The following is a 19,067-nucleotide window of genomic DNA, read 5'->3' as shown; positions in this document are numbered from 1 at the left end:
CCTTAACAGGAGATAAAGCCAGATATGAAGCAACACTTCACAGGATGAAAAATTAGTAGTTTTACTGCATAGCGGGGCTGCCTCAGACTGTTGTCATGTCCATTGCTCTCTCCGGTTTCCTGCTCGGCATCTCCCTCATCGTGGCGATGGGGCCGCAGAATATCCTCCTTATTAAGCAGGGAATCCGCAGGGAGGGGATCACCGCCGTGATCCTGGTGTGCTTCTTCTCCGACGTCATTCTCTACTGCGCCGGAGCCCTGGGCGTGGGGTTTATCACCGATCGCTACCCCCTGGCCCTCGACGTGCTGAGAATCGTGGGCATCGTCTACCTCGGGTGGTTTGCCTTCGCCTCGCTGCGCGACGCCCTCTTTCCCCCGCGCAGCGCGGGTAGCACCATCGTGGAGGAATCGGCCCCCGCCCCCGCTGCGGCCTCGGCTGGCGGTACCGCGCTGAAAACCAAGCCGCGCACGCACAAGGCCACCTGGGTGCGCCCGGCGCTCTCCGCGCTGGCGCTGACCTGGCTCAACCCCGGCGCCTACCTGGACGGCATGGTGATGGTTGGCGGCATCGCCCTGCAATACGGTGAGCAGGGGCGCTGGGCCTTTATCGCCGGAGCCCTGGCCGCCAGCCTCCTGTGGTTTACCAGCGTGGGCTATGGCGCCGGGGCGCTCTCCCAGACGCTTTCGCGCCCCCAGGTCTGGCGGGTACTCAACGCCGTATTTGGCATTATCCTCATCGCGCTGTGCGTGAAGCTGGCGTTGATGTGATTTAGCCCCGCTTGGAGGCCGTGGCTCCGGCCCAGATATTAATGCCGGCGTCGCTCGCGGCGGCGTCGATAGCCTCCAGCTCCTCGGCGGAGAACTCTAGGTTGTTCAGAGCGTCCAGGTTGCTATCGAGCTGCTGCACCGAGGAAGCACCCAGCAGCGCGGAGGTGACCTCGGGGCGACGCAGCACCCAGGCAATCGCCATCTGGGCGAGGCTTTGACCGCGCTCCTGGGCAATCGCGTTGAGGCGGCGCACCATATCCAGATTCTCCTGAGAAAGCATGGAATCCTGGAAGGACTTTTTACCCGAGGCCGCGCGAGAGCCTTCCGGCACGCCATCGAGGTAGCGATCAGTGAGTAACCCCTGAGCCAGCGGGGAGAAGGCAATCACGCCCAGGCCATTATCGGAGGCCGTCTCCAGCAGGGAATCTCCGCTTTCCTCCCCCGGCTCCTCCACCCAGCGATTCAGAATGGAATAGCTGGGCTGGTGAATGAGCAGCGGGCAGCCTTCCTCCTCCATCATCTCTGCGGCACGCTCGGTGAGCTCCGGGCCATAAGAGGAAATACCCACGTAGAGAGCCTTACCGGAGGCCACGATGTCACGCAGCGCGTACATCGTCTCCTCCAAGGGGGTATCCGGGTCCGGGCGGTGGTGGTAGAAAATATCTACGTACTCCACGCCCAGGCGACGCAGCGATTGATCCAGGGAACTCATCAAGTACTTGCGCGATCCGCCGAAGCCATAGGGGCCGGGGTGCATGTACCAGCCCGCCTTGGAGGAAATAATCATCTCATCGCGGTAACCCCGGAAATCCTCGCGCAGGATACGGCCAAAGTTCTCCTCCGCGCTGCCCGCGGGAGGGCCATAGTTATTGGCCAGATCAAAGTGCGTGATCCCCCGATCAAAAGCACGGTGCAGGATCTGCCGCTGGGTATCCAGGGGCTTATCCTCACCGAAGTTATGCCACAGGCCCAGGGAGATCGCCGGGAGCTTCAATCCCGAGCGCCCCACCAGGCGATACGGCATATCATCGTAGCGGTTCTCAGCAGGCTGGTATGTCATGCCCGCCACCCTACGCTTTACTTCACGGCTGTGTCAGCGCCCTCCGGGCCATCGTAATCCACGGAATCGTCCTCGATGAGTTCCGTGGTCACCTCTTCCTCGATGGACGTAGTAAGGACCTCATCGGTGACATTGGAATCCTTGGTGTGGCGCAGCAATTCACGGGCATCGGCGCGGGAGAAATCCTCGTCCGGGTGCTCGCGGTTATAGGTGAGTTCGCGGATACGATCACGGCGCTCAATCTCCTCGTTAATCACCGTGCGGTTCTTCACCCACCAGTACACCAACATGCCCACCATGACGATACCCATGTAACCAATAGCCGGGTACACGTAATTCATCAGCGCCTCAAAGCCAAAGAAGCTAATGCCATAGCCAATCAGGCAAAGCACCAGATACACAGGCTTGTACTTGCTCGGGTTACTGGCCGTCATGCGGCGCCCCAGGGCGTAAAACATACCAATGGCGGTATTAAAGATCATGGCAAAAATAATCAGCGCCATGATAAAGGCCAACACCGGAGAAATGCTCTCATACAGCGACAACATGGGCACGCCCGCGTTGCCCACCTCGCGGAAGTTCAGGAAGAGCACCACGGCCGCGATCACCAGCAGCACCATGTACGTCAGCCCACCCATGACGCCGCCGCGCACCACCGCGCGGGGGTCCGAGTGATTACCACCGATCACCAGGCACATCGACACACCCAGCAGCAGCGCCAGGCCGTTGTAATTCAGGGCGGAAAGCCACCAGGGGCTCACCGGGGAATCGGTCTGCTGCGCCAGTTCGCTCAGGCCCTCGGTGGAATCCGGGAGATTGAGCATGGTGTAAATGAACACACCGATCACGGCGATGATGATAAGCGGAGTAATTCCGCCAATGATGTTGGAAACCTTATCCACATCGAGCAAACCCACGCCCATGACAATGAGCGTCATAATTCCCGAACCAATCCAGGTGGGGATACCAAACTGTTGCTCTAAGTTCGCCCCCGCGCCCGCTAACATCACAAAACCGATGGCAAAGAGCGTGGCCGTCACGCCAATATCCAAAATCTTAGACATCACCGGGTGGGCCACGTTGCGGAACACCATATTGTGCTCATCGGCCATGAAATAACTGCCCAGGCCCAGGATGACCGCACCGGCAATCGTCATGATGATGCCCGAAATAACAGCGCCAAGAATACCGACGCTACCAAAGGAAATGAAGTACTGAATGACCTCTGCGCCCGTGGCAAAACCGGCTCCCACCAGCAATCCCACGAACGACAAAGCGATCGAAATTGACTTCCTCACAGCAAGAAACAGCTCCTTAAAGCTTATCGACGTCCCCGTGCCACCGGGCCCCGCCGGGGCAGGCGCGCTCCCCCCACGGCGCGCCCGCCGCCACAGCAACGGGGAATGAACGAGGCTCCAGGGTAGCCGTTTCTTGCTCTCAGTGACAGTTAAGCCTGAAGTTTCTGTGCGATAAGGTCATTGACCTGCTTGGGGTCGGCCTTGCCGCGAGTGGCCTTCATCACCGCACCCACGATGGCTCCCGTTACCTTGGTATTACCGGCCTTGTACTTTTCCACGATGTCGGGATTAGCGGCCAAGGCCTCCTCCACCGCGGCCTCAATGGCGCCATCATCGCGCACCACCTCAAGGCCGCGGGAAGCCACCACGGCGTCCACATCGCCCTCGCCCGCCAACACGCCGTCGATAGCCTGGCGCCCCAGTTTGTTGGTGAGCTTGCCCTCGCGTACCAACTGCGCCACCCGCGCCACCTGGACGGGCGTAATGGCCACAGATTCCAGTTCCACCCCGGCCTCATTGGCCTTCTGGGACAGGTAGGAAACCCACCAGGCGCGGGCCTCATCGGCGCTGGCCCCGGCCTCGGTGGTCTCCACGATGAGATCGAGCGCTCCGGCGTTGACGAGATCGCGCATCTCGGCGTCGGAAAGCCCCCATTCTTTTTGGATACGCGCGCGGCGCACCCAGGGCAGCTCCGGCAGCGTGGTGCGAATCTCCTCCACCCACTCGCGCGGGGCGATCACCGGGGGAAGGTCGGGATCGTTGAAGTAACGGTAATCCTCCGCCGTCTCCTTGGGGCGCCCCTTAGAGGTAGAGCCATCGGACTCCTGGTAGTGGCGGGTCTCCTGCACGATCTCCTCGCCGGCCTCGATGGCGGAGGCCTGGCGCTGCATCTCAAAGCGCACGGCCTGCTCCACGGACTTCAACGAGTTAATGTTCTTCGTCTCCGTGCGGGTGCCGAACTCCGTGGTGCCCACCGGGCGCAGAGAGAGGTTGGAATCCACGCGCATGGAGCCCTGATCCATGCGGGCATCGGAAACGCCCAGGGCCTTCACCAAATCACGCAGCGCGGAGACGTAGGCGCGAGCCACCTCCGGGGCGCGCTCGCCTGCTCCCTCGATGGGCTTGGTCACGATCTCGATGAGGGGGATACCGGCACGGTTGCAATCCACCAGGGAGGCCGTGGCTCCATGAATACGGCCATCCGCACCACCGAGGTGGGTGAGCTTGCCGGTGTCCTCCTCCATGTGCGCGCGTTCGATCTCCACGCGCCAGGGGGTGCCATCTTCTAGCACCACGTCCAGGTAGCCGTCATAGGCGATCGGCTCATCGTACTGGGAGATCTGATAGTTCTTGGGCTGATCCGGATAAAAGTAATTCTTGCGCGCAAAGCGGGAGGACTCCGCGATGGAACAGTTCAGCGCCAGGCCAATCTTGATGGCCCACTCCACACCCTTGGCGTTGACCACGGGCAGCGCCCCCGGCAGGCCCAGGGAGACCGGATCCACGTGGGTATTGGGCTCCGCCCCAAAGTGCGCGGAAGAAGAGGAGAACATCTTGGTTTGCGTGGCCAGTTCCACGTGCACCTCAAGGCCCATCACCGGGTCAAACTTCTCTAGAACCTCATCAAAATCCATCAGGTCATAGCTCACGGCAGTCATAAGCTCACAGTGTAGTGTTTGCGCGTGGCGCGCAGCACGGCGGGCGGGGCTGTAAGGGGAACACTGGGGCGGCGTGTTGGGCCGCGTACCGGAGCCGTGTGTTGGGGCTGCACGCTGAGCCACGTACCGGGGCTGCACGCCGAGGCTACGTGCTGAAAGGAAAACATTGCGGGGGCACCCTGCAAGCACACGGGGTATCGGGTTCCCGAACGAGCAGAGTCAATGAGGAACAGCGCAATAGTCAGAGTGCGGTAACTCCCCCATCCCTCACCCACCCCAGAACTTTCCTAAGCCTCCTCAGAGACCCCCAGAACAATTTTTCGTGACTTATTGCATAAGTTTCCTACAAAATCCAACCCTTAAAAGTTGCAGATAAAATCATGTAACCAATTGTTTACCATCCCTTTACCGCAAGCTAGGAAACTTTCCCTAAAACAGTTAGATAATCCTTGCCAGGCTAATAACAGCCCCATATAATAGAAATCGGAGGGATGAAATAATCCCTCGTTCCAGAATTGGTATATAGCCAAGGAAAGAGGTTGACGTCGTGAAACTCCGTACCACTATTTTCCTTTCCGCCCTCACCCTGAGCACCACCCTCAGCGCCACGGCGCTGGGTGCCCCGCTCGCCATCGCCAACCCCCACACTGAAGAAGATCTCACCCGCGAGGCCGCCACCACCCAAGAGGTGCTCAACCTCACCAATCAGCAGCGCCAACAGCATGGACTCCCCAGCCTCAGCATCAATCAGGAGCTCAGCCAGGATTCCCACCACTGGGCTGAAACCCTCACGAAGCCGGAACGCTAACCCACGGCCTGGGCGACTACTCGGAGAACATCTACTTCTCCACGGGCACCTCCACCTCCCAGGAGATCGTGGATTCGTGGATGGAATCTGCCGGGCACCGCAATAACATTTTGGACCCCCAAGCCACGGAAATGGGCGCGGGAGTTCACTATGACGGCCGCGGCACCCATTCCGTGCAGCGCTTTAAATAAGCAAGCCTATTAGTGGCGAGACCTCTTATCAGCGAAACCACATAATGCCGCAAGAATGGCACCGGAAATATTGTGCCATACGGAAAACACCGCGCCTGGCAAAGCTGAAAGAGGATCTAAATACCGGGCGGCTAACCCAGCCGCCAAACCGGAGTTTTGCATTCCAATCTCAATACTCATGGTGCGACGCACCGCCACTGGCTGACGAGTCGCCCGCGCCACCCCATATCCCAAGATATAACCCAGGGTGTTGTGGAGAATCACCGCCGCGAGCACCGCGGCCCCGGCCTCGACAATCCTCTCCTTTGATCCCGCCACCACGATGGCAACGATTAAGGCAATCGCCACCACCGATACCCACGGCAATGCCCCGAGCACCCGCTCTACCCCGCTCCCCCACAGCCATCGCACTATCAGGCCGCCCACCACGGGAATGAGCACCACCTCAACGATATTCAGGGCCATTGCGGTGGCATCAAGGCCCATGTACTCCCCGGCCAACCACAGCGTTAATAGCGGCGTGAATATGGGTGCCAGAAGAGTAGAGATAGAGGTCATGGTGACCGAGAGCGCCACGTCCCCGCGTGCCAAAAGGCACACGACATTGGAGCTTGTTCCTCCCGGCGCGCAGCCCACCAGAATCACTCCGGCGGCGATCTCCGCAGGCAGCCGGAGCAGCCACACTACCAAGAGGGCCGCCAGCGGCATGATGATGTACTGGGCCGCCACGCCCAGTAATACCGGCAGGGGGCGGGTGGCTACGAGCATGAAATCCCTGGGGCGCAGGGTGAGACCCATTGCAAACATCACCACCCCCAGCAGCCAGGAGGTATAGGTGGAAAGAGGGGCTACTGCTGCGGGAGCGCTAAAACCTATTACCCCGCCGAGGAGCACGAGGAGGGGAAAGCCCAGGGCGGCAAGATAAAATGTGCGCCCCTGGGCGGCTGTGGGCTCTGGCATGGTGACATCCTTCGCTGTACTGGCTTCATCTTTAACGCGCCTAGCGGCGTGACATGAAAGATGGCGATGGAGGTCACTCTATCCGGTGAGGGTGCTTAGCCAAACATTGCCTGCGCGGTTTCATAACGGCGCAGCGGCACCTCCTTGAGGGTTCCCACGGCCTCCGCCAAGGGAATCATCTCAATCCTCTCCCCGTGCAGCGCCACCGTTTTGCCGAATTGGCCCTCGTGGCAGGCGCGCGCCGCGCGGACTCCGTAGCGGGTGGCCAATACGCGGTCAAAGGAGGTGGGGGTGCCGCCGCGCTGGATATGCCCTAACACGGTGGTGCGCACATCGTGACCCAGGCGGGCGTGTATCTCATCGGCAATCTGCTGGCCAATGCCGGTGAAGGTCTTGTGGCCGAACTGGTCCACCTCTCCCTCGCGCAGTTCCATCGTTCCCTCGGCGGGAAGAGCCCCCTCGGCCACCACGATGATGCCGTACTTCTCCCCCATCTGGAAGCGGCGTTCCATCGCCTTGCAGATGTCCGCGATGTCAAAAGGCACCTCGGGAATCACCGTGTAGTGAGCACCACCCGCCATGCCCGCGTGGAGGGCAATCCAGCCCACGTGGCGGCCCATAACCTCCACGATCATCACGCGATTATGGGACTCTGCGGTGGTGTGCAGGCGGTCGATGGCGTCGGTGGCCACGGAAACTGCGGTGTCAAAACCAAAGGTGAAGTCGGTGCCATTGACGTCATTGTCGATGGTCTTGGGCACGCCCACCACGGGGATACCGTTATCGGAGAGCCACTTGGCACCCTTGAGGGTGCCCTCACCGCCGATGGGAATGAGCGCGTCCACCCCGGCGTCTTTCAGATTCGCCTTGATCTGTTCCAGGCCGTTTTTAAACTTATCCGGGTGCAGGCGGCCCGTACCCAAGATGGTGCCACCGCGCAAGAGGATCTTGTCGATGCGCTCGTCGTCATAGAGCTGTACGCGGCGGTCTTCCATGAGCCCCACCCAGCCGTCCTCATAACCGACAACCGTCGATCCAAACTCGGAGCTGGCCGTGCGCACGATGCCACGGATCACAGCGTTGAGGCCAGGGCAGTCACCACCGGAGGTGAGGGTCGCAATACGCATGGAGACCATTCTAGTCCCCTCGCCTCGATTGGTTCAGGAGCGGTTCTGGGGTGCCGTTCCCGGAAAGAAAGACACCGCGCACAGGCCCAGGAGCAGCGCTGCGGCGGGGACGAGAAGGCTCAACCCCATCGCCACCCCGACGTCGTAATGCGCAGCAGAAACCTGCATCACCGCTCCGACGAGCGCCGTACCCAGCACCGCACCCACCTGCCGGGTGGTGTTATATACGCCCGACGCCGCCCCCATCAGGTTCACTGGAACCTCGCGCATGGAGGTGGCCGAATTAGGTGCCCACACCAGAGCCGATCCCACGCCCATCAGCGCCACGGCGGCGCTAAAGCCCCAGCTGGTATGTCCCAGCGCCATCTCTACCGAGAGCACCACGAGGGCTGCGATAAAGGCCGAAAAACCCGTCACGGAAAGCACCCGCGGAGCGATCTTGTCTGTGGCGCGGCCCACCAAGGGGGAAAGTACCCCGGAGACGAGGGCCATCGGCACCATCATGAGCCCGGCGCGCTCAGGGTCCAGCCCCCGGCCCTGTTGCAGATACACCATGATGGGAAGCATTTGCGCCGTCACCGCCAGTCCCACGGTGGCGATGGAAAAGGCCCCCAGGGCGAAGTTCCGCTGGGCGAAAAGGGCCAGCGGCATGAGGGGATCGCTCACCCTGTGCTGCCACCATACAAAAACCACCAAGCACAGCAGGCCTACCCCCAAAAGCAGCCAGAGCCACCACGGCCACCCCAGGGAGAAACCCTGTTGCAGGGAAAAGACCACCGCGCTGAGCCCCAGGAGGAAAAGCACCACGCTGCCGCCGTGAATCCTTGAGGTGGTGCGCGGCAAATCCGGCACCCACAGGCTCACCAGCACCAGGGAGAGTACCCCCAAGGGCACGTTAATAAAGAAAATCCAGTGCCACCCCAGGGAGGCCACGATGATCCCGCCGAGCATGGGACCGGCCAGCGTTGCCAGGCCCGCCACCGCTCCCCAGATTCCGAGTGCGGTGCCGCGGCGTTCCTTGGGGAAAATGCGGTTAATAACGCTCATGGTCTGCGGTGTGAGGATCGAGGCCCCCAAACCCTGCACGGCTCGCGCGGCGATCAATACCTCGATGGTGGGGGCCAGGCCGCAGACTATCGACGCCCCCACGAACACCACCATCCCCACCCGGTAGACGTTGCGCTGCCCGTAGCGATCGCCCAGTCTGCCACTCAGCAGCAGCGGCACCACGTAGAAGAGCAGGTAAATGGAGGTCACCCACACCACCTGGGAGAGGCTGGCGTGGAGTTCTTGCTGGATATGTGGGGTAGCCACGGCCACGATGGTCTGATCCATGAGGATCATAAAGAACCCGATGCACAATGCCGCTAGGGCGCGGTATGCCTGCGCTGCCGAAACCATGCTTTAAGGCTACAAAAGCGCCGCTTAACGCTGAGCACAGGCGCTAGGATGGGCCAGCATGGGAATGATTGATGTGAAAAAGCCTGAAGAAGTCAATACCGCCGCCGTGGTGGCCACCGGCCTACTCGGCGGCTGGCTCTCTGCCAGGGAAACCGGGGTGCGTCCCCTCGGCGGGGCACTGCTGGCCGCCGCCGGCGTGTGGGCCGGGCGCAGCTGGTGGGCCAAGACCAACCCCGCCACCACCGCGGCGCTGAGCACCGCCTACGTGGCCGGGTTTGGGCTAAGCCACCCGCTCGCCAAGAAGATCGGTTCCTGGCCCGCCGTGCTGGCGGTCACCGGCGTCACCGCCGGTGCCGCCCACCTGCTTTCCGATAAGCGCTAGGCGCGCCCGGCCTCGAAGGCCGCTCCCACGCGGTAGAGGCGGTCGTCGGCAAAGGCCGGGGCCATGAGTTGCAGGCCCACCGGCAGGTTCGTGTCCTCCGCAAAGCCGGAGGGCACCGACATGCCACACAGCCCGGCCAGGTTAAGCGGCAGGGTGCACAGGTCGAAGTTGTACATCGCCAGGGGGTCCTCGGCCTTTTCGCCCAGTTTGAAGGCCGTGGTGGGGGTGGTGGGGGCCGCGAGAATATCCACCTGCTCGTAGGCGCGGGCGAAGTCCTGGGCAATGAGGGTGCGCACGCGCTGCGCCTGGAGATAGTAGGCGTCGTAATAACCCACGGAAAGCGCGTAGGTGCCCAGGATGATGCGGCGCTTGACCTCGGGGCCGAAGCCCTCGGCACGGGTGAGCGCCATGACCTCGTTAGCGGAGTGGGAGCCATCGTCGCCCACGCGCTTGCCGTAGCGCATGCCGTCAAAGCGCGCCAGGTTGGAGGAGACCTCGCAGGGCAGAATCAGGTAGTAGGCGTTGAGGGCATCATCAAAGTGGGGGCAATCCACCTCCACCAGCTGCGCACCCTGTTCTTCCAACTGACGCAGCGCGGCGTGGTAGTTAGACATCACGCCCGGCTGCCAGCCCTCGCGGTCGAACTGCTTAATCACACCCACCTTGACGCCGCTCAGATCACCCGAGGCCCCCTCGCGGGCGGCGGCCACCACGGGAGCCACCGGCTTATCCACGGAGGTGGCATCGAAGCGATCGTGCCCCGCGATGACCTCGTGAAGCAGGGCGGTATCGAGCACCGTGCGCGCACAGGGGCCGCCCTGGTCCAGGGAAGAAGCGCAGGCGATAAGGCCATAGCGCGAGACAGTGCCATAGGTGGGCTTAACGCCCACGGTATTGGTCAAGGCGGCGGGCTGACGAATAGAACCGCCCGTATCGGTGCCGATGCCCAGGGGAGCCTGGCCCGCGGCCAGGGCCGCCGAGGTACCACCACCGGAACCGCCAGCGGTGCGCTCCACGTCATAGGGATTGTGCGTGGGGCCAAAGGCGGAGTTCTCCGTGGAGGAACCCATAGCGAACTCATCGAGGTTGGTCTTGCCCAGAATCGGGATACCGGCCTCGCGGATCTTGCGGGTCACCGTGGCGTCGTAGGGCGCGCGGTAGCCTTCCAGCATCTTGGAGGCGGCGGTGGTGGGGGCGTCGGTCGTGGTGAAGATGTCCTTGAGCGCCAGCGGCACACCGGCCAGTGCCGAGGCGGGCTTTTCCCCTGCGGCCAGGGCGGAATCCACGGCGTCGGCAGCGGCCAGGGCCTCGGTGGCACCCACGTGAAGGAAAGCGTGCAGGGCCTCATCGGTTTCTGCGATGCGATCCAGGTGGGCCTGGGTAACCTCGCGGGAGGAAACCTCACCCGCGTGAATCTTGGCGGCCAGCTCGGCGGCGCTGAGCGAGGTCAGGCCCTCTTCCGGTTTGATGTACGTGGTCATTGTTTACTCCCCCAAAATCTGCGGTACGACGAAACGCTGCTGCTCCACCTCGGGAGCCTGATCGAGGGCCTGCTCGGCGGTGAGCAGCGCCTCCTCCTCATCTGCGCGCATGGCGGTGGTAATGGAGTGAGGGTGGCTCATCGGCTCAACCCCCTGCGCCGCCACCTGCTGCACGGCGGAGACGTTGGCGATAATGCCGTCAATCTGCTCGGCGTACTGTTCTAATTCCTCCTCGCTGAGCGCAAGGCGGGCTAGTTCTGCGAGGTGGGCTACCTCATCGCGCGAAATCTTGGGCACGCTTTCATCCTTCTTCGGCTCGTTCGTTCCAGACTCCCGCCCATGATAATGCACCCCCGTGGCCGCGGTTTCGCCGGTTGCCCGTGAATATAAGGCACCACCCGTCCCGCGTGCCCGCTACCATGTGTTCGTACCCCTATCCACCGGATTGCCGGAAGGCCAAGCCCCGTGCCCTACCTGATTCGTGTTCTGCTCCCCGACGCCCCGGGCAGCCTCAGCGTGCTCACCCAGGCATTCGGTGCCATCGACGCCAACATTCAATCCGTGGACGTGGTGCAGGCCTTCCCCGACGGCACCGTCATGGACGATCTAGTTATCAGCCTGCCCACCGGAACCCTGGCCGATACCCTCATCTCCGCCGCACAATCCGTCGAGGGCGTGCTGGTGGATTCCATTCGCCCCTTCTCCGGGCGAGTGGATCGGCGCGGTCAGATCGAGATGCTTGCCGACGTCGCCCACAATGCCGGAGACGTCTCTCAGGCGATGGACGTGCTCGTCCAGGTTCTCCCCCGCTCCATGACCTCCTCCTGGGCCATCGTGCTCGATACCCGCGCGCCGGTGACCCGCGTGGCTGCCTCTCAGGCCGCCCCGGAGGATAATCAGGATAACCCCGAGGCTATTCCCGTGACCGCCGCGCGCACCCTCCAACCGGATACGGAAGAATGGGTGCCGCAATCCTGGGCTCTGCTCGATTCCGCCCTGGCCGCCGCTCCCCTGCCGGGCACGAACCTCGTGGTGGTTATCGGCCGCCCCGGTGGCCCGGACTTCCTCGCCAGCGAGGTGGCCCACCTGGGCAACCTCGCCACCGTGTGCGGGGCGATCTTGGCTCAGCGCTAAAGGCCGATGAACACCATCGAGGCCACGATCACGATAATCGGGGATAACAACCCCACCACCGCAGCAATCGCCAGAGCCGCCGAGCGGTTCTTCCAGGCGCACCAGCCGCTTACAGCCGCAAGTACTACGAGTGCTGCCATAAACGCATAGTCGATGGTGCCGTACCAGGAATCGGGCACGGTCCAGGAGAAAAAGCCAATGGCCAGGGCCAGCACGGCGGCCACCCAGCCGAGAACAAGGGTGTTTTTCTGAGTTTCCATCGCGCTAACCTCAGCATCTCTTTCGTGATGGTTTGTACCTGCCACGAGGATAAAAGCGGCACATGGCCCGCAAGTAACACAACCGTGAACTCTGCGTGAACCATGTGCCGCTGGCGCAGCGCTAAAACAGCGGGGATTAGGCCTGCTCAGCTTGCTCGCCGGGCTGTCCCATCATGCCGGGCATGCCCATGCCGCCCTGGGGGCCGCCGCCCATCATTGCCCCACCCATCATGCCGCCGGTGGATTCCCCGGCGGTGGCCTCGGTGGCGGTGCCATTGACGCTAACGGTGTAGGTCTCGCCCATCGTGATCTCCGAGCTAGAGAACACCACGTTGCCAAAGTCCTTTTCCGCGGTATAGGTGGCAATCACGGTGCCGTTGGCATCGGCAATGGTGATCTCATCACCCGCCGTACCAGAGGCCGCGGCCTGCACCCAGCCCTGCTCATCGGTGGAGGAGGGAGCCTCGGCCATGCCCTCCGAGCCGATCGCTGCTAGGGTGCCGCCGGTGATGGTGAACTCACCGTTATAGTCCAAAGAACCATCACCATTAGAGGTGGGACCCCACACGGTGACATCGCCACCACTCATGGCCACATCGCCATTGGAATCAATGCCATCGCCTCCCGCATTGACCACCACGGTGCCGCCGGTGATATTCAGTTGCTCACCACTGGACTGATCCATTCCCCCACCGGGGCCACCGGCGGGCATGCCGCCGCCCATCTCGCCATTCATATCGCCCTGAGGCATGCCGCCCCCGAAGGGACCACCCTGGCCGCCTTGACCACCCTGAGCACCGGGCTCACCCATCGGCGGATCCATCATCTCCTGCGGAGCACCCTGTTCTGTATCCTCCGTATCTTCCGTCTCCACAGCCTGCGCCTCCCAGGCCTCGGCGGCATCGGTATAGCCGGAGGCATTAATTCCATCGTCATTAGAAGTCAGGTTGAGGTTACCGGCCGCAATGGTGATGAGCCCGCCCTCGAAGGCCTCCTCGGACTGGCTCACGGTGAGGTCCGCGCCGTCGGCAAGCAAAGCGACGTCGGCGTGCACGCCGTCGTCCCCGGCGCTCACGGCGATGGTGCCGGAGTGGAGGCCGATAGAGCCATCGGAGTGCAAGCCATCGTCCTCGGCGGTGATGTCCAGTTCCGTGCCATCAGCCACCAGGTAGGTTCCTGCCACCACTCCCTTATCGGTGCTGGTGATGGTGGCCTTGCCGCCGGTGAGCAGGGCGTCGGTGGCGGCGTCGATACCATCATCGCCTGCGGTGATGGTCACCTCGCCGCCGCTGATCTCCACCCACCCCTTAGTGGCATCATCGTCCTGGTTGGAGCGCAGACCATCGCCCTGGGCGTTCACGGTGAGGGTGCCGCCCTGAATGCTCAGGGAATCCTTGCCGCGTAGGCCGTCGTCAGCCGCCGTGACGTCGATGGTGCCGGAGAGCACCACGAGGTCATCGGAGCTGGCAATGCCGTCCGCACCCTTGCCCTCCACGGTGAGGTGGCCGGAACCGGTGATGGTGAGGTCGGCCTTGGAGTAGATGGCGGCGTCCGCGTCGGCGTCCTCGGCGTAGGACGAGGCATCGGAAACCTCGTTGTTCCCGCTGAGCGAGATGGCTACGTCATCGGCGGAAACGACGTTGATGGCCGGGCCATCGTCGTTATGAATAGTGGCGTTATCCAGGATCAACACCACCTGGGCGTCCTCGCCCGCGTCCACGGTCACCCCGGCGTTGAGGGTGCCGCTCAACCGGTACACCCCGGCCTCGGTGATGGTGACGTCCTCGGAGCCGGAAAGGTCGATGTCCTGGGCGTCGGAGGCGGACCACTCATCGTCCTTCACCACGGTGGCATCGCTATTGCCTGCGCGCACCTCTTCGGCGCTGGGGGCCTGGGTGGTATCGGCAATGGTGGTGCCATCGGTGGCCGTGACCTCGGCGGCTGCGGCCACGGGCTCGGCGTTGCTCTGCCCGGAGCAGGCGGCCACGGTGAGTGTGGAGGCCACCAGAGCGGCGGCGATGATCTTGCGGGTGTAGGTGCTTGCTTTCATTGTTCTTCTTCTTTCTGTTTTTTGGGGGAGGTGTTGCGGGGCTGGGATGTTGCAGGGCGGTTTTGCTAGGCCACGGTTTTTAGTGGGCCGCGGCGTAGTACTCGCGCATGACGGGGCTCCATCTGTTGTGCGCCAGGTGCGGGTTGAGCGCCGCCATGCCGGTGCCAAACTTGGAGACGCGCGCCGGGCGATGCCCCAGGCTCCACAGGATTCGGTCGAGCCGGCTGGGGCTATTGCCGGACTTCGTTTCGATAAAAACGATGTCGTAGCCATGCAGTGCCTCGGGTTCACCGGCTTCATCGGAAGAGGCCTGCACGCCGGAACCAAAGGCAATAGAGGTGTCAATGGTGGCTCGCCCCAGATCGCTCGGGCACAGGGTGGTGCGGCGGTACTGGTTGAGCAGCACCGGGCGCAGCCGGTGGTGTGCCGTGGGTACCCGCGCCTGGTGCAGGGTGGAATCCACCCATCCGGCGGTATGCTGCAGCACCGTATTGCTCAGGGCCTCCGCCACGGCGATCGGCACGCGCTGCTTGATCGTCAGGCCGCGCGGGCCGGAGGTCTTAATCTCGCAAAAGGAGACCTCCGTGTCCAGGTACACCCTGGTGCGTACCTTGAAGCGGCGCCGTCTTTTCTGCGCCGTCATGCGGTAACTCAGCAGGTCATCGGTGTCAAAGTACACGGTGCGGTAGCGCTGCTGGCGCAGGCCGTCGATCTCTAGGACTCGGGTATCACCGGGCACGTGGCGCAGCACCTGCTCTAGTTGGCTGTGGTGCATCACGTACTTGCGGTCCACTCGGGTGAGCATGGCGGCCTCGGCGTTGATTTCTTCCAGCGAGATGGCGGGGAGGGCGTCGAGAGTGGTCACGGTGCCGGTCATGCCAGTTCCGCCATTTCCGGGTGGGTGCTCAGCGCCCGCTCGGCGCTTTTGCCCAGCCGCACGGTGACCCAGGTGGTGTCATTGACGCAATCGAGCCGAATCACCTTGACGTCCACCACCTGCGCGCCCAGGGTGCGTTCCAGGTGAGCGATGAGTTCCGTGCGGTCCGTGATAGCCCGTTCCACCATGACCTCCTGGGAGGTGTAGCGCCCGGTGAACCAGCGGGAATCGGCCAAGGCGAGCACCATCACGATCGCCAGGATCACGGCCACGGCGGTGATGGAAGGAGTGGAGCTCAGGCCCGCCACCAGGCCGATGGCCAGGGCGGCGAAGTAGTAGGCCACCTCCGTCTGCGAGATTTCCGAGGAACGCAGACGAATGATGGAGAGCACGCCGAAGAGGCCCATACCCAGGCCCATCCCGACCTCCTGGGTGGCCAGGGTGGCCGCCACGCCGAGCACGCCGATGTTCACTCCGAGGAAGGCCACCACCAGATCCGTGCGGCGGTGCCGGGGGAAGTAGATGGCGAATACCAGGAAACTAATGGCGATCACGTCGATCGCCGGCATTATCAGGGAAGTGGGCATCATGGGGACTGCCTTCCTTTCAGAGTTGCTGACGTTGTTGTCTTTTACTCTGCCCCCTGCTTCTGGAAGGAAAGGTGAGATTCACCGTGCGGTCAGTGGAAGTTCACGGTGAGGTTCTTGAATATTACTTGAACAATTACTGTGAGTACTGACCTGGCAAAATACGCTTACCGACGCCCCCACCACTCGCTACGGCGGTCATGACCGCGCCACCGCTACGGCGTCTCGCCGCGCAGCAGCGCCGCAAATCCCTCCTCGTCTAGCACCGGCACCCCCAACTGGCGCGCCTTCTCTTCCTTTGATCCCGCATTTTCTCCCGCCACCACATAGGTGGTTTTCTTCGACACCGAACCCGCCGCCTTGCCGCCGCGCACCACGATGGCCTCCTTGGCCTCGTCTCGGCTGAAGTTTTCCAGGGTTCCGGTGACCACCACGGTCATCCCGGCAAGCACCTGTTCGGGCTGGTCGCTGACGTCCTCGTGCATCGTCACCCCGGCCGCCGCCCAGCGATCTACGATCTGGCGGTGCCAATCCACCGCCGCCCACTCCACCACGGAGGCCGCAATGGCCGGCCCCACGCCCTCAATCTCCGCGAGTTCTTCTACGGGGGCAGCAAAAATGGCCTCCACATCGTGATAACGCTGCGCCAGAGCACGGGCCGCAGTGGGGCCTACGTGCCTAATAGAAAGCGCCACCAGCACCCGCCACAGGTCCGCGTGGCGGGCCTGCTCCAGGTTGGCGATGAGTTTGCGGCCGGAGGCATTCACCGCCCCCTTGGTGGTGGTGTACACCGCCGAGGCCCGCAGATCCTCCTCCGTGAGGTCAAAGAGCGTGGACTCATCGGCCAGGATTCCGGTGCGGATCAAATCTTCCGCGCCCTTTTCTCCCAGGGCCTCAATATCGAAACCCCCGCGCCCGGCCAGGTAGGTCAGCCGCGCGGTGAGCTGCGCCGGGCAACTGCGGTGATTGGGGCAGCGCCAGTCGGCGTCCTCCTCCTTTTGCGGGGCCAACCGCGTGCCGCACACCGGGCAGAGCGTGGGGAAGATAAAGGCCCTCTCGGTACCGTCGCGGCGCTCCACCACCGGGCCCAGCACCTCGGGAATAACCTCCCCGGCCTTGCGGATCACCACGGTATCCCCGATGAGCACCCCCTTGCGCTTCACCTCGGTTTGGTTGTGCAAGGTGGCCATCGCCACGGTAGAACCGGCCACCAGCACCGGACGCATCACGGCAAAGGGCGTCACTCGCCCGGTGCGCCCCACGCCCACCCGAATATCGAGCAATTCGGTGGTGACCTCCTCCGGGGGATACTTAAAGGCAATGGCCCAGCGCGGCGCGCGGCTGGTAAAGCCGTACTGGCGCTGCTGCCCCAAGGCATCCACCTTGACCACCAGGCCATCCATCTCGTGCAGGGCGTCGTGGCGGTGCTCCTCCCAGTAGCGCACCTGCTCGTAAATCTCCTCCGGGGTACGCACCAGCCGGGTATAGGGAGATACGGGCAGGCCCCATCGCTTGAGTGCCTGGTAGGCCTCATGCTGGCTCTGCGGCTCGAAGCCCTGGCGCGCCCCCATACCGTGACAGATCATGCGCAGGCGACGGGCCCGCACGTCCTCCACGTTCTTTTGGCGCAGGGAGCCCGCCGCGGCATTGCGGGGGTTGGCAAAGGGCTTTCCCCCCGAGGCGATGCGCTGGGCATTGACCTCGGAGAAGTCCTCCACGGCGATGAATACTTCACCGCGCACCTCCACGAGTTCGGGCACGTCATCCCCGCGCAATTCATGGGGAATATCCTCAATCACCTTGGCATTGGCCGTAATATCCTCTCCCACGGTTCCATCGCCTCGGGTGGCCGCGCGCACCAGGCGGCCATTCTCATAGATGAGGTCAATGGAAAGGCCGTCAATCTTCAACTCCGTGAGGTAGGCCGGGGCGGGGGTACGCGCCAACCACTCCCCTAGTTCCTCCTGGGAAAAGGCATTATCCAGGGAGTACATGCGCTCTAGGTGCACCACATCGGCAAAGGGCGAGGATTCCGGGGTGGGCGAACCCACCTTATTGCTGGGAGAATCCGGAACCGCGAGTTCGGGGTGTTCCTGCTCTAGGGCGAGGAGCTGCTGAAAAAGCGCGTCATAGTCTGCGTCCGGGATCGCGGGCTGCTCGTTATCGTAGAGCTCGCGGTGATGGCGAATCTGCTGGGCCAGATCCTCCCATTGGCGGCGCAGGTGGGCTTGGTTTTCTTCGTTCCCGGTGCTCTCAGTCACGCTCCCGATTGTATCGGCTCCCCATCCACGTACTGTGGTGGGCATGAGCAACTTCAATCCCGGCGCGATGCTCTCCTTTGATCTAGAGACCACCTCCGCGAACCCCCTGGAGGCGCGCATCGTCACCTCGGCCATCGTGCGTATCGACGCCTCCGGGGCCTCGCCGTGGGAGAAAATGGCCGACCCTGGGGTGGAGATTCCCGAGGCGGCGCAGAAGGTGCACGGCATCACCACCGAAAAAGCCCGCGAGGAGGGCGAGCCCCACGAGGAGGTGCTCAAAGCCACCGTGGAGCGGATTCGCCAGGGCTGGGAGGATGGTTTGAGCCTCATCGTGTTCAACGCCGCCTATGACCTCACCGTGCTGCGCCACCTCACCGGAAACTTCACGGTGACGGGAACGGTGTATGACCCCTTCGTCATCGACAAACTCAAGGACCGTTACCGAAAAGGCAAAAGAACCCTCACCGATCTGGCATCACACTATGGGGTGCGCCTTGATAACGCCCACGCCGCTACCGACGACGCCTTGGCGGCGGCGAGGATCGCGTGGAAGCAAACGAAAATCTATCCTGAGCTGCTGGAAATGAGTTCTGAAGAGCTCATGGAGTTCCAGGCGGTGGGTTACTACGAGATGCAGATGGAGTTCCGTAGGTACCTGGAAAATCGAGACCGCGATTCCAGCGATGTCCACACGGCCTGGCCCATGCGCGGATAGTCTTTTACGCCATTGCTCCGCCTTATACCGGCGAGTAGCTTTGGGATGTT

Annotated in this window: 19 protein-coding genes; 6 read left to right on the top strand and 13 right to left on the bottom strand. The window is 62.7% G+C overall.

The features are described from left to right. Positions 1-95: 95 nt before the first annotated feature. Positions 96-767 carry a LysE/ArgO family amino acid transporter gene (locus Clow_RS06370; protein WP_055177891.1) on the top strand — a complete coding sequence of 224 codons (672 nt, stop codon included), beginning with the start codon at positions 96-98 and terminating at the stop codon, positions 765-767. 1 nt (position 768) lies between these two features. Here Clow_RS06370 and mgrA read toward each other — a convergent pair whose 3' ends face one another. From mgrA to gatB, 3 genes are all read right to left on the bottom strand, one after another. Continuing rightward, the gene (mgrA, locus tag Clow_RS06365) at positions 769-1,836 is read right to left on the bottom strand and encodes an L-glyceraldehyde 3-phosphate reductase (RefSeq protein ID WP_156334703.1); all 1,068 of its coding nucleotides are present in this window, start codon (positions 1,834-1,836) and stop codon (positions 769-771) included. Between the two features lie 8 nt (positions 1,837-1,844). Next, a complete protein-coding gene (locus Clow_RS06360) occupies positions 1,845-3,125 on the bottom strand; it encodes a YkvI family membrane protein (protein WP_245625717.1) in 1,281 nt (426 codons plus the stop codon). A gap of 149 nt (positions 3,126-3,274) precedes the next feature. Further along, positions 3,275-4,783 (bottom strand): Asp-tRNA(Asn)/Glu-tRNA(Gln) amidotransferase subunit GatB, encoded by a 1,509-nt coding sequence (gene gatB, locus Clow_RS06355; RefSeq protein WP_055177884.1) that lies wholly within the window; start codon positions 4,781-4,783, stop codon positions 3,275-3,277. 547 nt (positions 4,784-5,330) lie between these two features. Here gatB and Clow_RS06350 point away from each other — a divergent pair. Both Clow_RS06350 and Clow_RS11400 read left to right on the top strand, forming a co-directional pair. Then, on the top strand, positions 5,331-5,591 hold the full coding sequence (locus tag Clow_RS06350; protein ID WP_055177882.1) for a CAP domain-containing protein: 261 nt from the start codon (positions 5,331-5,333) through the stop codon (positions 5,589-5,591). A gap of 8 nt (positions 5,592-5,599) precedes the next feature. Continuing rightward, on the top strand, positions 5,600-5,782 hold the full coding sequence (locus Clow_RS11400) for a CAP domain-containing protein (protein ID WP_082418571.1): 183 nt from the start codon (positions 5,600-5,602) through the stop codon (positions 5,780-5,782). 9 nt (positions 5,783-5,791) lie between these two features. Here Clow_RS11400 and Clow_RS06345 read toward each other — a convergent pair whose 3' ends face one another. From Clow_RS06345 to Clow_RS06335, 3 genes are all read right to left on the bottom strand, one after another. Continuing rightward, the gene (locus Clow_RS06345; protein ID WP_055177880.1) at positions 5,792-6,742 is read right to left on the bottom strand and encodes a bile acid:sodium symporter family protein; all 951 of its coding nucleotides are present in this window, start codon (positions 6,740-6,742) and stop codon (positions 5,792-5,794) included. A gap of 95 nt (positions 6,743-6,837) precedes the next feature. Further along, positions 6,838-7,869 (bottom strand): 6-phosphofructokinase, encoded by a 1,032-nt coding sequence (locus Clow_RS06340; protein ID WP_055178036.1) that lies wholly within the window; start codon positions 7,867-7,869, stop codon positions 6,838-6,840. 33 nt (positions 7,870-7,902) lie between these two features. Further along, complete coding sequence (locus Clow_RS06335) at positions 7,903-9,270, bottom strand: MFS transporter (RefSeq protein WP_055177878.1); 1,368 nt, start codon at positions 9,268-9,270, stop codon at positions 7,903-7,905. A 58-nt stretch (positions 9,271-9,328) separates the two neighbouring features. On the opposite strand from Clow_RS06335, the gene Clow_RS06330 reads away from it, so the two are divergent. Next, the gene (locus Clow_RS06330) at positions 9,329-9,652 is read left to right on the top strand and encodes a hypothetical protein (RefSeq protein WP_055177876.1); all 324 of its coding nucleotides are present in this window, start codon (positions 9,329-9,331) and stop codon (positions 9,650-9,652) included. On the opposite strand, the gene gatA is transcribed toward Clow_RS06330, so the two are convergent. Both gatA and gatC read right to left on the bottom strand, forming a co-directional pair. Then, complete coding sequence (gatA, locus tag Clow_RS06325) at positions 9,649-11,133, bottom strand: Asp-tRNA(Asn)/Glu-tRNA(Gln) amidotransferase subunit GatA (protein WP_055177874.1); 1,485 nt, start codon at positions 11,131-11,133, stop codon at positions 9,649-9,651. The genes Clow_RS06330 and gatA overlap by 4 nt on opposite strands. Before the next feature lie 3 nt (positions 11,134-11,136). Further along, complete coding sequence (gatC, locus tag Clow_RS06320) at positions 11,137-11,430, bottom strand: Asp-tRNA(Asn)/Glu-tRNA(Gln) amidotransferase subunit GatC (RefSeq protein ID WP_055177872.1); 294 nt, start codon at positions 11,428-11,430, stop codon at positions 11,137-11,139. Between the two features lie 168 nt (positions 11,431-11,598). On the opposite strand from gatC, the gene Clow_RS06315 reads away from it, so the two are divergent. Then, positions 11,599-12,267: an ACT domain-containing protein gene (locus Clow_RS06315; RefSeq protein ID WP_055177870.1), complete on the top strand. Its 669-nt coding sequence runs from the start codon at positions 11,599-11,601 to the stop codon at positions 12,265-12,267. On the opposite strand, the gene Clow_RS06310 is transcribed toward Clow_RS06315, so the two are convergent. From Clow_RS06310 to ligA, 5 genes are all read right to left on the bottom strand, one after another. Beyond that, entirely contained in the window at positions 12,264-12,527 is a 264-nt protein-coding gene (locus Clow_RS06310; protein ID WP_055177868.1) for a hypothetical protein, read from the bottom strand. The genes Clow_RS06315 and Clow_RS06310 overlap by 4 nt on opposite strands. A 136-nt stretch (positions 12,528-12,663) precedes the next feature. After that, on the bottom strand, positions 12,664-14,577 hold the full coding sequence (locus Clow_RS06305; protein ID WP_069724585.1) for a carbohydrate-binding domain-containing protein: 1,914 nt from the start codon (positions 14,575-14,577) through the stop codon (positions 12,664-12,666). Between the two features lie 79 nt (positions 14,578-14,656). Beyond that, a complete protein-coding gene (locus tag Clow_RS06300; RefSeq protein ID WP_055177866.1) occupies positions 14,657-15,454 on the bottom strand; it encodes a polyphosphate polymerase domain-containing protein in 798 nt (265 codons plus the stop codon). Then, positions 15,451-16,044 (bottom strand): DUF4956 domain-containing protein, encoded by a 594-nt coding sequence (locus tag Clow_RS06295; protein WP_245625716.1) that lies wholly within the window; start codon positions 16,042-16,044, stop codon positions 15,451-15,453. Before Clow_RS06295 ends, Clow_RS06300 begins: the two co-directional genes overlap by 4 nt. 212 nt (positions 16,045-16,256) lie before the next feature. Beyond that, positions 16,257-18,347 (bottom strand): NAD-dependent DNA ligase LigA, encoded by a 2,091-nt coding sequence (ligA, locus tag Clow_RS06290; RefSeq protein ID WP_082418570.1) that lies wholly within the window; start codon positions 18,345-18,347, stop codon positions 16,257-16,259. Between ligA and Clow_RS06285 the strand changes: the two genes are divergently transcribed. Continuing rightward, entirely contained in the window at positions 18,346-19,017 is a 672-nt protein-coding gene (locus Clow_RS06285; protein ID WP_055177864.1) for a 3'-5' exonuclease, read from the top strand. The two genes, ligA and Clow_RS06285, sit on opposite strands and share 2 nt — an antisense overlap. Positions 19,018-19,067: the final 50 nt, after the last annotated feature.

It is taken from the genome of Corynebacterium lowii (assembly GCF_001412085.1).
Lineage (GTDB): Bacteria > Actinomycetota > Actinomycetes > Mycobacteriales > Mycobacteriaceae > Corynebacterium > Corynebacterium lowii.
This window is presented reverse-complemented; position numbering and strand designations above follow the sequence as displayed.